Below are 11827 nucleotides of genomic sequence, written 5' to 3' on the forward strand. Positions count from 1 at the left end.
TCGGCAAGCGCGCGGGGGCGTCAGTCGCGACCGCGGGCGATCTGCACGTTCTCCATGACGCCGAGCGCGTCGGGCACGAGCACCGCGGCGGAGTAGTACGTGCTGACGAGATAGGACATGACCGCCTGCTCGTTGATGCCCATGAAGCGCGCCGAGAGCCCCGGTTCGACCTCGTCCGGCAGTCCGGTCTGCCACAGGCCGATGACCCCTTGGTTCTTCTCGCCCGTGCGCAGAGCGATGATGGAGCTGGTCTGCTCCTCGCTGATCGGGATCTTGTTGCAGGGCAGGATCGGAACCCCGCGCCAGGCCGGGACGGACTGCCCGCCGACGTCGACGTGGTCCGGGTAGAGCCCGTAGGCGTTGAAGCCGCGGCCGATCGCGGCGATCGTTCTGGGGTGGGCGAGGAAGAACTTGGTGCCGCGGCGGCGACAGAGCAGATCGTCCATGTCGTCCGGGGTGGGCGGACCGGAGTGGGGCTGGATGCGCTGCTTGAAGTCGGCGTTGTGGAGCAGCCCGAACTCACGGTTGTTGATGAGCTCGTGCTCCTGGCGCTCACGCAACGCCTCGATGGTCAGCCGGAGTTGCTCCTCGGTCTGGTTCATCGGCCCGTTGTAGAGGTCGGCCACCCGGGTGTGGATCCTCAGGACGGTCTGCGCGACGGAGAGTTCGTACTCCCGGGGCTTCAACTCGTAGTCCACGAAGGTGTTCGGCACGTCGACCTCGCCGACATGACCGGCCGACAGGGCGATCTCGGCCTCGCCGTGCTTGTTCTGCGGTCGCCGGGTGCCGGAGTCGAACTCGGCGATATGGGCCTGGAGACCGGGCGCGGAGTCCCGTACGGCGGCGAAGTCGGCGCGGGAGAGGGTGAGCAGCGTGCCGGAGGTCTCGGCGGTGGCCGTGTGGTCGTGGCGGGCGTCCGCGTCGAGGAGGGCGTTCTCCCCGAAGTGGGCGCCGTCGGCGAGGACTCCGAGGGCGATCTCCCCGCCGTACTTGCCCTCACCGGCCTGTCGGATCCGCCCGTGGGCGATCAGATGGATGCGGTCGGCCGGGCTGCCGCGCGAGACGATGACCTCGCCGGCGGCGAAGTCGCGCTGTGCGCAGCGGTCGGCGAGCGCAGTGAGGACCTCCAGGTCCTCGAAGCCCCGCAGCAGGGCCAGTTCGCCGAGTTCACGGGGGATCACCCGGACCGCGGCCCCCTCCTGCACGAACTCGATGCGACCATCGCCGACGGTGTGGCGCAACCGCCGGTTGACCCGGTAGGCGCCGCCCTTGGTCTCGACCCAGGGGAGCATCCGCAGCAGCCAGCGGGAGGTGATCTCCTGCATCTGCGGGGCGGACTTCGTGATGGTGGTCAGATTGCGTGCGGCGGCGGTGCTCAGGGACTGCTGCGGCGCGGCCGGTGCGGCCTCGGCTTCCGGGCTGCTGTCCACGGTCATCGGGGTGGGCTGCTCCTTGCGTGGCCGGGCGTCCGGCGCACAGCTGTACGCCGGTCGGGAGTCGGGGAGGGTTCGGTGACGGGGCGGGACGGCGGCGGTGATCCATCCACCCGGCAGGACCGTAACGGCCGGTCGCGCCGCCTCGCCCGGAGAAGCCGGCTGCTTCCTTCGAAGCGGTGACAATCATGTGAATCCGGTTTATCGACCCAAGAGCAACATTGCGCCACTCTCTCCGGACCGCTACGAGCCCCACAGACCTCTCACCAGGCCGAACGACGCCCGGCGGCAAGCGAGTCGTACATGATCAAGCCGTGACACCCGCTGTTCTCCGCCTCGGCCCGGTTTCACGGCCGGCTCCGGGAGGGGCATGGCACGCTGGTGCGCGGTCTCGTGGACGAGACGAAGGCCCGCAGGAAGGAAGGCAACCGTGATCCTCCCGAAGGCCAGGGACCCCCGCTTCGTGACGATCCGCCGCGGCGGGACCCTCACCGACGCCGATCACCATCTCCTCGCCCTCTGGGCGGCAGCCTGCGCGGAACACGTCCTCGGCCTCTTCGAGACGGCTCGGCCCGAGGACCCACGCCCGCGCCAGGCCATCGAGCACGCCCGCGCCTGGACACGCGGCGAGGTCAGGATGATGGAGTCCCGGGCGGCGGGCGGCCATGCCATGGGTGCCGCTCGCGACCTGCGGGGAGCGGCACGGCACGCCGCCTATGCCGCCGGACAGGCCGCGGTAGTCGCACATGTCGCCGCGCACGAACTCGGCGCGGCCGCCTACGCGATCAAAGCCGCACGCGCCGCCGCACCGAAAGCCGAGAGCGAGGTGGCCGGACGACGCGAGTGCCAGTGGCAGCGTGACCGGCTCCCGGAGTCGATCCGCGAACTGGTCCTCGACGACCAGCGGTTGCGGAACGACATCTGCTGGTCGGTGTTCGACTGCTGACCGTTGACGGCGGCCCTGCTGGCTGGGCTATGTTGCAGACATGACTACCGGGACGGCATCGCGCCACGCACGGACAGGTGACCCGGTGCTGTTCTGAGCGCCGAACGGGCCGGTGTGCGCCCGCTGTTCGCTCGGGAATCTCGCGCCACCGCGCGGGCTCCACCTCCGTCGTGTTGATCACACGCTCGTCACATCAACCACGACAGGAGAGTTCATGACCGTCACAACGCTGCGGATTCCCACCGCGGACGGCCAGGCCGATGCCTTCGCCGCACTCCCCGACCACGGCGGGCAGCACCCCGGGGTGCTGATGTACCCGGACGGCTTCGGCATCCGGCGCGTACTGCGGGACATGGCCCGTCAACTGGCCGCACACGGCTACTACGTGCTCGTCCCCAACCCCTTCTACCGGCACGGCCCGGCACCGGTGATCGACCTCCCCGAGCACATCGGGGAAGAGGCCCGGCCCGCGGTCTTCGCCCAGTTGATGCCCCTGATCGAGGCGCACACCAAGGAACGCGTCCTGAGCGACGCGGACGCCTACCTGAGGTTCCTCACCGCTCAGCCCGAGGTCAGCGCCGGACCGGTCGCGGTGACCGGCTACTGCATCGGCGGCCTCCTGGCGACGCGCACCGCCGTGGCCCACCCGGGTCAGGTCGGCGCTCTTGCCGCGTTCCACGCTCCCGTGGGAGCCGACGGGCCGGGCAGCCTGGCCGAGCTCACCGCGGAGGTCCACTTCGGTCACGCCGAGAGCGACCTGACGCCCGAGGCGCTCGGTGAGCTCAACAAGGCCCTGGACGGGTCGGGTGTCACCTACACCTCCGAGATCTACCCGGGCACCGTCCACGGCTTCACGATGTCCGACACCGATGCCTTCGACGCCAACGCGCTGCGGCTCCACTGGGACCGCCTGCTGCCCCTTCTCGGCCGTACCTTGACCACCTGAGCCACCGGCCCGGCGTCGTACGACGCCTCAGAACGCCGCCCGGATGATCCCCACCGTCCGCGCCAGGTGCGGTTCGGCGCGGTCGGCGCGGTGGGCGACGGCCAGTTCCACGCGGGCGGCGGCCCCGGCCAGCGGCAGATAGGCCACGCCGTCGAGGGTCAGCGCGGTCACGGGCTCGGGGACGACGGCGACGCCGAGGCCGCCGGCCACCAGCGTGATGAGCGTCGAGGTCTCGCCGACCTCGTGCCGGATGTGCGGCTCGACGCCGGCGTCCCGCAGCAGGCCCAGCACCACGTCGTACATCACCGACCGGCGGTCGGCCGAGTGCACGATCAGGTCGGCGCCGGCGAGGTCCGCGACACGCAGCCGCTTGCGCCCGGCGAGCCGGTGCCCGACCGGCACGGCGACCACGAGCCGGTCGCGGCGCAGGGTGTGCACGGTGAGGGACAGGTCGGCGGCCGGCGGCCGCAGCAGCGCCACGTCGATCGCGCCGGTGCGCAGCGCCTCGACCTGGTCGGGGGCGAGCATCTCGCCGCGGAAGGAGAAGTCGACGCCCGGGAGGTCCTCCGTGAGCCGCCGGGAGAGCGTCGGCAGCAGGCTGTACGTCGCCGACCCCACGCACCCGATGGCGAGGTGGCCCACCGTCCCGGCGGCGACCCGGCGGGCGTGCTGGGCGGCCTCGTCGACCTCGGCGAGGATCGCGCGCGCCCGCTCCAGGTAGGCGCGGCCCGCCTCCGTGACGTCGACGCGGCGCGTGGTGCGGTGCAGCAGCTCGACGCCGAGTTCCGCCTCCAGCTGGCGGATCTGCTGCGAGAGCGGCGGCTGCGCCATGTGCAGCCGCTCGGCGGCACGGCCGAAGTGCCGCTCCTCGGCCACCGCGACGAAGTACCTGAGGTGCCGCAGATCCATACATTGTCCATATCAATCGACTCGGATATACGTACTTCAGGATATCTAGCAGGCGGGCTAGCGTCGTAGCCATGAGCGCATTCCTCTACGCCGCCACCCGGACGCCGTTCGGCCGCTTCAACGGCGCGCTGGCCGGCGTCCGCCCCGACGACCTCGCCGCCGCCGCGATCACCTCGACGCTCGCCAAGGTGCCGCACCTCGACCCCGCCGCGATCGACGACGTGGTCTGGGGCAACGCCAACGGCGCCGGCGAGGAGAACCGCAACGTCGGCCGCATGGCGGCGCTGCTCGCCGGGCTCCCGGTCAGCGTGCCCGGCACCACGATCAACCGGCTCTGCGGCTCCAGCCTCGACGCGGCCATGATGGCCAGCCGCACGATCGAGTCCGGCGACGCCGAGGTGGTGCTGACCGGGGGTGTCGAATCGATGACGCGGGCGCCCTGGGTGCTGCCCAAGTCGGCGAAGCCGTTCCCGGTCGGCGATGTCACCGCGGTCTCCACCACGCTCGGCTGGCGGCTGGTCAACCCGCGCATGCCGAAGGAGTGGACGGTCAGCCTCGGCGAGGCCAACGAACAGCTTCAGGAGCGCTTCGGTATCACCCGGGAACGGCAGGACGAGTTCGCCGCCCGTTCCCACCAACTCGCCCACACCGCCTGGGAGTCCGGCTTCTACGACGACCTGGTCGCGCCGGTCGACGGCGTCGACCTGACCCGCGACGAGGGCATTCGCGCCGGCTCCACGCCCGAGAAGCTCGCCGGGCTCAAGCCGGTCTTCCGCACCCCGGAGCAGGGCGGCACCATCACCGCGGGCAACGCCAGCCCGCTCAACGACGGCGCCTCCGCGGTGCTGTTGGGCAGCGAGCAGGCGGCGGCCAGGATCGGCACCGACCCGATCGCCCGTATCGCCGGCCGCGGCGTCATGGCCCTGGAACCGCAGGCCTTCGGCTACGCCCCGGTCGAGGCCGCCAACCGCGCGCTGGCCCGGGCCGGGATCGGCTGGGACCAGGTGGGCGCGGTCGAGCTCAACGAGGCCTTCGCCGTGCAGTCCCTCGCCTGCGTCGACGGGTGGAAGATCGACCCCGCGATCGTCAACCAGAAGGGCGGCGCCATCGCCATCGGCCACCCGCTGGGCGCCTCGGGCGGCCGCATCCTCGCCACGCTGGCCAAGGTGCTGCGCGAGACGGGGCAGCGCTACGGCGTCGCCGCGATCTGCATCGGGGTCGGCCAGGGCCTGGCCGTCGTACTGGAGAACTGCGCTGCCACGGGGGAGGGCCGATGAGCCGGGCGGAGATCGTCGAGAGCGCGGACGCCGCGGTCGCCGGGATCGAGGACGGCTCCACCGTCCTCGTCGGGGGATTCGGCCTGGCCGGGATGCCGTTCGACCTGATCGACGCGCTCATCCGGCAGGGCGCGAAGGATCTCACGATCGTGTCCAACAACGCCGGCAACGGCGACGTCGGACTGGCCGCGCTGCTGGCCGCCGGCCGGGTGCGCAAGGTGCTGTGTTCCTTTCCGCGCCAGGCCGACTCCTGGGTCTTCGACGACCTCTACCGCGCCGGGAAGATCGAGCTGGAGGTGGTGCCGCAGGGCAACCTCGCCGAGCGGATGCGCGCAGCCGGGGCCGGGATCGGCGCGTTCTACTGCCCGACCGCGGTCGGCACACCGTTGGCCGAGGGCAAGGAGGTGCGGGAGATCGACGGCCGCACGTATCTGCTGGAGTACCCGATCAAGGGCGACTACGCATTGATCGGCGCCCATGTCGCGGACACGCTGGGCAACCTCGTCTACCGCAAGACCGCCCGTAACTTCGGACCGGTCATGGCCACCGCAGCCACGACGACCATCGTCCAGGTCGAGCAGGTCGTCGAGGCCGGCAAGCTCGACCCCGAGGCCGTCGTCACCCCGTCCATCTACGTCGACCGGATCGTCCAGGTGGCGGCCCGTCACTACACCGTCCAGGGGGCACGATGACCACCGCGCACACCGACCACCGTCTCTCGATGGACGAGCTGGCCGCCGTCATCGCCCGCGACATCCCGGCCGGGTCCTTCGTCAACCTCGGCATCGGACAGCCCACCAAGATCGCCGACCATCTGCCGGCCGACTCCGGGGTGGTGCTGCACACCGAGAACGGCATGCTCAACATGGGCCCCAAGGCCGAGGGCGACGCCGTCGACCCCGACCTGACCAACGCGGGCAAGGTCCCGGTGACCGAACTGCCGGGCGCGGCCTACTTCCACCACGCCGACTCCTTCGCCATGATGCGCGGCGGACATCTCGATGTCTGCGTCCTCGGCGCCTACCAGGTCGCCTTCAACGGCGACCTGGCCAACTGGACCACCGGGAAACCCGATGACATCCCCGCCGTCGGCGGCGCCATGGACCTCGCCATCGGCGCCAAGGACGTCTACGTGATGATGACCCTCTTCACCCGCACCGGCGAGCCCAAGCTCGTACCGCACTGCAGCTACCCGCTCACCGGCCTCGGCTGCGTCAGCCGCGTCTACACCGACCACGGCGTCTTCGACGTCGGCGCCGACGGCGTACGGATCAGGGAGACGTACGGCATCAGCGCCGACGAACTCGCGCACCGGTGCGGCATCGAGCAGCCCTGAACCCCTGTCAGATGTGTGGGCGTGGTTTGACCAGGCCGCTCTGGTAGGCGATGACGACCAGTTGGGCGCGGTCGCGGGCGTCCAGCTTGGTCATGGCCCGATGGATGTGGCTGCGCACGGTCAGCGGGCTCAGCACCAGCCGGTCGGCGATCTCGGCGTTGGACTTGCCGTGCGCGGCCAGGGCCACGACCTCGCGCTCGCGGTCGGTCAGGGCCTGGACGGCGTCGGGCAGGGTGAGGAAGCCGTCGGTGTCGGGCGTGGCCAGGAAGCGGGCGATGAGGGCCTGGGTGGCGGCGGGCGACAGGAGGGCCTCGCCCGCCGCGACCGTGCGGATGCCGGCCAGCAGGACGTCAGGGCTGACGCCCTTGCCGAGGAAGCCGCTCGCGCCGGCCCGCAGAGCCTTGGCGACGTTCTCGTCGTTCTCGAAGGTGGTGAGGACGAGGATGTGGGTCCCCGACAGTTCCGGCCGGGCGCAGATGGCGGCGGTGGCGGACACTCCGTCGAGGTTCGGCATCCGGATGTCCATGAGCACCACGTCGGGGCGGTGCTCGGCCACCAGGTCGACGGCTTCCTGACCGTCGGCGGCCTCCGCGACCACGGTCAGGTCCTCGACGGAGTCGATGAGGATGCGGAAGGTGGCGCGCAGCAGCGCCTGGTCGTCGGCGAGCAGGACTCGGATGGTCATCGGGCGGGGCCTTCGGGGTCGTGTTCCTGAACGTCTTCGCGGTCGTCGAGCGGGAGGGTGCAGGCGACCTCGAAGCCGCCCTGCGGGCGGTGGCCCGCGTGGAAGGTGCCGCCCGCGGCGGTGGCCCGCTCGCGCATCGTGACCAGGCCGAACCCTCCTGGGGTGACCGGCGGGCCGCCGGGGGCCGCGTCGTTGGTGACGCTCAGGGTCAGCCGGTGCGGGGCGTAAGCGAGGCGGACGCGCGCGGCCGGGGTGGCGGCGTGCTTGCTGACGTTGGTGAGGGCCTCCTGGACGATCCGGTACGCCGTCAGGTCGAGCACCGGCGTGAGCCGGCACGCCTGTCCCTCGACGCTGACGGTCACCGTCAGGCCGGCCGCCGCGCACGCGTCGACGAGCTCGGGCAGGTCGCGCAGTCCGGGCGCCGGGGTGAGGTCGTCGCCGTGGTCGGTGTCCTGGCGCAGCAGCCCGACCGTGGCCTTGAGCTCGCTCAGGGCGGCGGAGGTGGTCTGGGGCAGCTTGCCGATGATGTCCAGCGCCTGCTCGGGGTGGGTCGCCGCGAGATGGGCGGCGGTCGAGGCCTGCGCGTCGGCGAGGGTCAGGTGATGGGCGACCACGTCGTGCAACTCCCGGGCGATGCGCATCCGTTCCTGGAACACCCGGTGCCTGGCCTCCTCCTCCCGCTCCCGGGCGGCGTGTTCGGCGCGGGCGGCGGCGTACTCACGGCGTACCCGGACGTAGCTGCCGAAGGCCGCGGCCAGCAGCACCCAGGCCGTCGGGTTGACGATGGAGAGCACGGGCGAGTCGTGGAACGGCGGGAAGAACAGCCCGGTGGCCACCATGCCGAGGGCGGCGGTCACGGCGCTGTTCCAGGTGGTGCGGCGCGGACAGTGCACGCTCAGGGAGTACTGCGCGGCCAGCAGCGGCCCCATCAGCAGCGGCGTCAACAGATAGCCGAGCGCGCCGATGCCCATGGCGCACGCCAGGGCGACGGCCAGCACCGGCAGCGGCCGGGCGCGTCGCCAGTGGAGGGCGGCACAGGCGACGACGGCCAGGGCGACGGCCGGCCACAGCGGCGGAGTGGCCATGATCCCGCGGGTGACCAGGACACCGCTGATCGTGGCCGCGGCCACCAGCGCCAGCGCCCCCGCCTCGACGGCTCGGGGGCGAGCCGCTGCCCAGCGCTGCCAGCTCGTGTTCATCGCACTCCGAGGACGGGGGAGAAGGTCATGCTCACATACGGCGGACCGCGACGCCCCGGTGGAGGGCGCCGCGGCCTCGGTCGTAGCGCTCAGACGCGGACCGGATCCGGCGACACGGGCTGCTCGCCGGCAACCTCGGGGCGCGTCCTGGCCAGGCCGCTGCCCTCGACGTCGACGCGCGGCAGCAGCCGGTCGAGCCACTTCGGCAGCCACCACGCCTTGTCGCCCAGCAGGGCCAGCACCGCGGGCACAAGCGCCATGCGGACGACGAACGCGTCGAACAGCACCGCGACGGCGAGCCCGAAACCGATCGTCTTGATCATCGACTCGGCGGCGCCGACGAACCCGGAGAAGACCGCGATCATGATGACGGCCGCGGCGCTGACGACCCGCGCGCTGTGCCGGAACCCGGTGACGACCGCCTGAGGCGCCCGGTCACCGTGGACGTAGGCCTCCCGCATCCGGGCGACGAGGAACACCTCGTAGTCCATGGCGAGGCCGAAGACGATGCCCACCAGGAAGATCGGCATCAGGCTCATGATCGGGCCCGGCTGCTCCACGCCGAGCAGCCCCGCGCCCCAGCCCCACTGGAAGACGGCGACCACCGAGCCGAGCGCGGCGAGCACGCTCAGCAGGAACCCGAAGGCGGCCTTGACGGGGACGAGCACGGAACGGAAGACGATGAGCAGCAGCACCAGGGCCAGGCCGATGATGACGGCCAGGTAGGGCACGAGGGCGTCCTGGAGGGCCTGGGCGACGTCGATGTCCATCGCGGTGCTGCCGGTGACCTTGAACGTCGCGCCCGTCTCCCGCTCCAGGGCGGCGCGTTCGGCGCGGATGGTGTGGACGAGGTCCTGGGTCTTCTCGTCGTTCGGGCCGGTGGCCGGCACGGCGGAGAACAGGGCCGTGTCGCCGGCCGGGTTGAACCGTGCGGGCGAGACGGACACCACCCCGTGCGTGCCACCGATCTCCTTGGAGATCGCGGCCGCGGCCGCCTTGGGGTCGTCCGCGCCCCGGGCGTCGACCACGATCGTCAGGGGGCCGTTGAAGCCCGGGCCGAAGCCGTGCGCGAGTGCGTCGTAGGCACGCCGCTCGGTCGAGGAGACCGGCTTGGCCTCGGCGCCCGGCATCCCCATGTCCAGCTGGGTGACGGGCAGGGCCAGGGCGCCGAGGCCCACGACGGACGTCACCAGCACGGCGAGCGGGCGGCGCAGCACGAAGCGCGCCCAGCGCGTTCCGCCGTTGTCCGCCACCGTGGTGGCAGGGCCGTGCTTGCGGGTGGCGCGGGAGAGCACGGCCCGGGGCCACATGCCGAGCAGGGCCGGGACCAGGGTGAGGGCGATCAGCACGGCGACGATCACCGCGGCCGCCGCGCACAGGCCCATCTTCGTCAGCATCGGCACGCCGACCACGGACAGGCCCGCGAGCGCGATGACCACGGTGAGTCCGGCGAAGACGACGGCGGAGCCGGCCGTGCCGACGGCCAGACCGGCCGCCTCACGTGGGTCGTGCCCGTTCGCGCGCTCCTCCCGGTACCGCGAGACGACGAACAGGGCGTAGTCGATGCCGACCGCGAGCCCGAGCATCGAGGCCAGGGTGCCCGTGGTCATGGACAGCCCGAAGACGCTGCCCAGCGCCATGATGGCCGCCATGCTGATCCCGACGCCGATGACGGCGGTCAGCAGCGGGAGTCCCGCCGCTGCCAGCGAGCCGAAAGTGATCAGCAGGACGACCGCGGCCAGGACGATGCCGATCGCCTCGGAGGAGCCGCCCGCCGCCGGCTGCTCGGCGAGCGCGGTGCCGCCGACCTCGACCGTGAGTCCCAAGGCGCGGGCCTGGTCGACGGCCTTCTCCAGCACCGCCTTGTCGGCGTCGGTGAGGTCGTCGGCCTCGACCTTGTAGGTGACGGTCGCGTACGCGGTGGTGCCGTCCTTGCTCACCGCCTTCGCGGCGAACGGGTCGACGGCGCCGGAGACCTCGGGTGCGGCGGCGGCCTTCTTGACGAAGGCGTCGACGGCGGCCCGGTTGTCGGCGGCCGTCACCTTCTCGCCGTCGGGGGCGACGAACACGATCCGCGCGTTCGCCCCGTTCGCGGACGAGCCCGGGAAGCGCTCGCCGATCAGGTCGAAGGCCTTCTGCGCCTCGATGCCGGGCATGAAGGACGTACCGCTGTCGGAGGCGCCCGGCGCCTTGGCGGCACCGACGCCGACGGCGCCGAGGATCACCGCCCACAACAGGGTCACGAGCCAGCGACGCCGGAAGGCGGTGCGGCCCAGCCGGTAGAGCAAGGTAGCCACGGAAACGGGTCTCCAGGTCTGGTTCGGGATGTGTCACCAGCCTGGCCGGACCGGGGGTGTCCGGGCATCGTGCGGCTGTCCGCACTTGCGCTTGATACGAGGGCACCAAGGCAGCTCGCCCGTCTCCTCCTCAAGGAGGAGACACGGGTACCGCGTCGGTGCCCCCGGCCTGCTCGGCCGGCGTCAGCCGACGGACGCGGTCGCCTGGGCGGGGAACCCGGGGCGGCCGGCGAGCTCGGTGGTGCAGAAGGCGCAGCGGACCGCCGCCGCGGGCACGGTGCTCAGGCAGTCCGGGCAGTCGACCTTGGCGACCGGCTGGTCCTTGACCGGGTTGAAGCGCTCCTGGAGCCGGCCCACGGGGAGCACGACGGCGAAATAGATCACGGCGGCGACCAGCAGGAAACTGATCAGGGCATTCAGGAAGGCGCCGTAGGGGAAAGAGGTCCCGGCGACGGTGAATTCCTGCTTGCTGAAGTCACCGACAGCCCCGGTCGCCACCCCGATCAGCGGCGTGAGGAACGCGGTGACGAATCCGGTGACGACAGCGGTGAACGCGGCACCGATGACGATGCCGACCGCCAGATCGACGACGTTGCCGCGCAGCAGGAACGAACGGAAACCCTTGAGCACTGAATACTCCCGATATGAGGTGCGCCGAGGCACCGAGGACCTGACGACCGGGCGGCCGACGGCGGCCATGCTGCCTTTCGACCTGTCCGGCGTCCAACTGCCTCACTCGTTCCAGTGAACGGGCCGAATTCGAGGGATTGAAAGCAAGGGTGTTCGATCCTTCATTGTC

At 71.6% G+C, this 11827-nt stretch carries 11 protein-coding genes; 5 read left to right on the forward strand and 6 right to left on the reverse strand.

From position 1 onward, the window contains the following. Positions 1-20: 20 nt before the first annotated feature. Positions 21-1436, reverse strand: a complete 1416-nt coding sequence (locus CRP56_RS39115; protein WP_097272299.1) for a family 2B encapsulin nanocompartment shell protein — start codon at positions 1434-1436, stop codon at positions 21-23. 427 nt (positions 1437-1863) lie between these two features. Between CRP56_RS39115 and CRP56_RS39120 the strand changes: the two genes are divergently transcribed. Both CRP56_RS39120 and CRP56_RS39125 read left to right on the forward strand, forming a co-directional pair. Then, a complete protein-coding gene (locus tag CRP56_RS39120) occupies positions 1864-2379 on the forward strand; it encodes a putative immunity protein (RefSeq protein WP_097272301.1) in 516 nt (171 codons plus the stop codon). A 214-nt stretch (positions 2380-2593) separates the two neighbouring features. Further along, a complete protein-coding gene (locus CRP56_RS39125; RefSeq protein ID WP_097272303.1) occupies positions 2594-3325 on the forward strand; it encodes a dienelactone hydrolase family protein in 732 nt (243 codons plus the stop codon). A gap of 27 nt (positions 3326-3352) precedes the next feature. On the opposite strand, the gene CRP56_RS39130 is transcribed toward CRP56_RS39125, so the two are convergent. Beyond that, positions 3353-4234, reverse strand: coding sequence for a LysR substrate-binding domain-containing protein (locus tag CRP56_RS39130; RefSeq protein WP_097272305.1), 882 nt, complete (start codon positions 4232-4234; stop codon positions 3353-3355). Between the two features lie 71 nt (positions 4235-4305). Between CRP56_RS39130 and CRP56_RS39135 the strand changes: the two genes are divergently transcribed. The 3 genes from CRP56_RS39135 to CRP56_RS39145 are packed head-to-tail and all read left to right on the forward strand — an operon-like array spanning position 4306 to position 6847. Beyond that, on the forward strand, positions 4306-5511 hold the full coding sequence (locus CRP56_RS39135; protein WP_097272307.1) for a thiolase family protein: 1206 nt from the start codon (positions 4306-4308) through the stop codon (positions 5509-5511). Further along, complete coding sequence (locus CRP56_RS39140; protein ID WP_097272309.1) at positions 5508-6203, forward strand: 3-oxoacid CoA-transferase subunit A; 696 nt, start codon at positions 5508-5510, stop codon at positions 6201-6203. Before CRP56_RS39135 ends, CRP56_RS39140 begins: the two co-directional genes overlap by 4 nt. Then, complete coding sequence (locus tag CRP56_RS39145) at positions 6200-6847, forward strand: 3-oxoacid CoA-transferase subunit B (protein WP_097272311.1); 648 nt, start codon at positions 6200-6202, stop codon at positions 6845-6847. Before CRP56_RS39140 ends, CRP56_RS39145 begins: the two co-directional genes overlap by 4 nt. Before the next feature lie 7 nt (positions 6848-6854). Here the strand turns inward: CRP56_RS39145 and CRP56_RS39150 are convergent, their stop codons facing one another. The 4 genes from CRP56_RS39150 to mscL all read right to left on the reverse strand — a co-directional run bounded on the left by CRP56_RS39150 (position 6855) and on the right by mscL (position 11658). Further along, complete coding sequence (locus CRP56_RS39150; RefSeq protein ID WP_097272313.1) at positions 6855-7532, reverse strand: response regulator; 678 nt, start codon at positions 7530-7532, stop codon at positions 6855-6857. Further along, a complete protein-coding gene (locus CRP56_RS39155) occupies positions 7529-8731 on the reverse strand; it encodes a sensor histidine kinase (RefSeq protein WP_097272315.1) in 1203 nt (400 codons plus the stop codon). The genes CRP56_RS39150 and CRP56_RS39155 overlap by 4 nt, the downstream gene beginning before the upstream one ends. A gap of 89 nt (positions 8732-8820) precedes the next feature. Beyond that, positions 8821-11028, reverse strand: a complete 2208-nt coding sequence (locus CRP56_RS39160) for an MMPL family transporter (protein ID WP_097272317.1) — start codon at positions 11026-11028, stop codon at positions 8821-8823. A 183-nt stretch (positions 11029-11211) separates the two neighbouring features. Further along, a complete protein-coding gene (gene mscL, locus CRP56_RS39165; protein ID WP_097272319.1) occupies positions 11212-11658 on the reverse strand; it encodes a large conductance mechanosensitive channel protein MscL in 447 nt (148 codons plus the stop codon). Between the last annotated feature and the right edge of the window lie 169 nt (positions 11659-11827).

The organism is Streptomyces sp. TLI_55 (genome assembly GCF_900206255.1).
GTDB classification, from domain to species: domain Bacteria; phylum Actinomycetota; class Actinomycetes; order Streptomycetales; family Streptomycetaceae; genus Streptomyces; species Streptomyces aquilus.

Bases quoted from the DNA above. Each gene is read 5' to 3' on its own strand.
- CRP56_RS39115 (WP_097272299.1), bottom strand. From the start codon at position 1,436: ATGACCGTGGACAGCAGCCCGGAAGCCGAGGCCGCACCGGCCGCGCCG.
- CRP56_RS39125 (WP_097272303.1), top strand. From the start codon at position 2,594: ATGACCGTCACAACGCTGCGGATTCCCACCGCGGACGGCCAGGCCGAT.
- CRP56_RS39130 (WP_097272305.1), bottom strand. From the start codon at position 4,234: ATGGATCTGCGGCACCTCAGGTACTTCGTCGCGGTGGCCGAGGAGCGG.
- CRP56_RS39135 (WP_097272307.1), top strand. From the start codon at position 4,306: ATGAGCGCATTCCTCTACGCCGCCACCCGGACGCCGTTCGGCCGCTTC.
- CRP56_RS39140 (WP_097272309.1), top strand. From the start codon at position 5,508: ATGAGCCGGGCGGAGATCGTCGAGAGCGCGGACGCCGCGGTCGCCGGG.
- CRP56_RS39145 (WP_097272311.1), top strand. From the start codon at position 6,200: ATGACCACCGCGCACACCGACCACCGTCTCTCGATGGACGAGCTGGCC.
- CRP56_RS39150 (WP_097272313.1), bottom strand. From the start codon at position 7,532: ATGACCATCCGAGTCCTGCTCGCCGACGACCAGGCGCTGCTGCGCGCC.
- CRP56_RS39155 (WP_097272315.1), bottom strand. From the start codon at position 8,731: ATGAACACGAGCTGGCAGCGCTGGGCAGCGGCTCGCCCCCGAGCCGTC.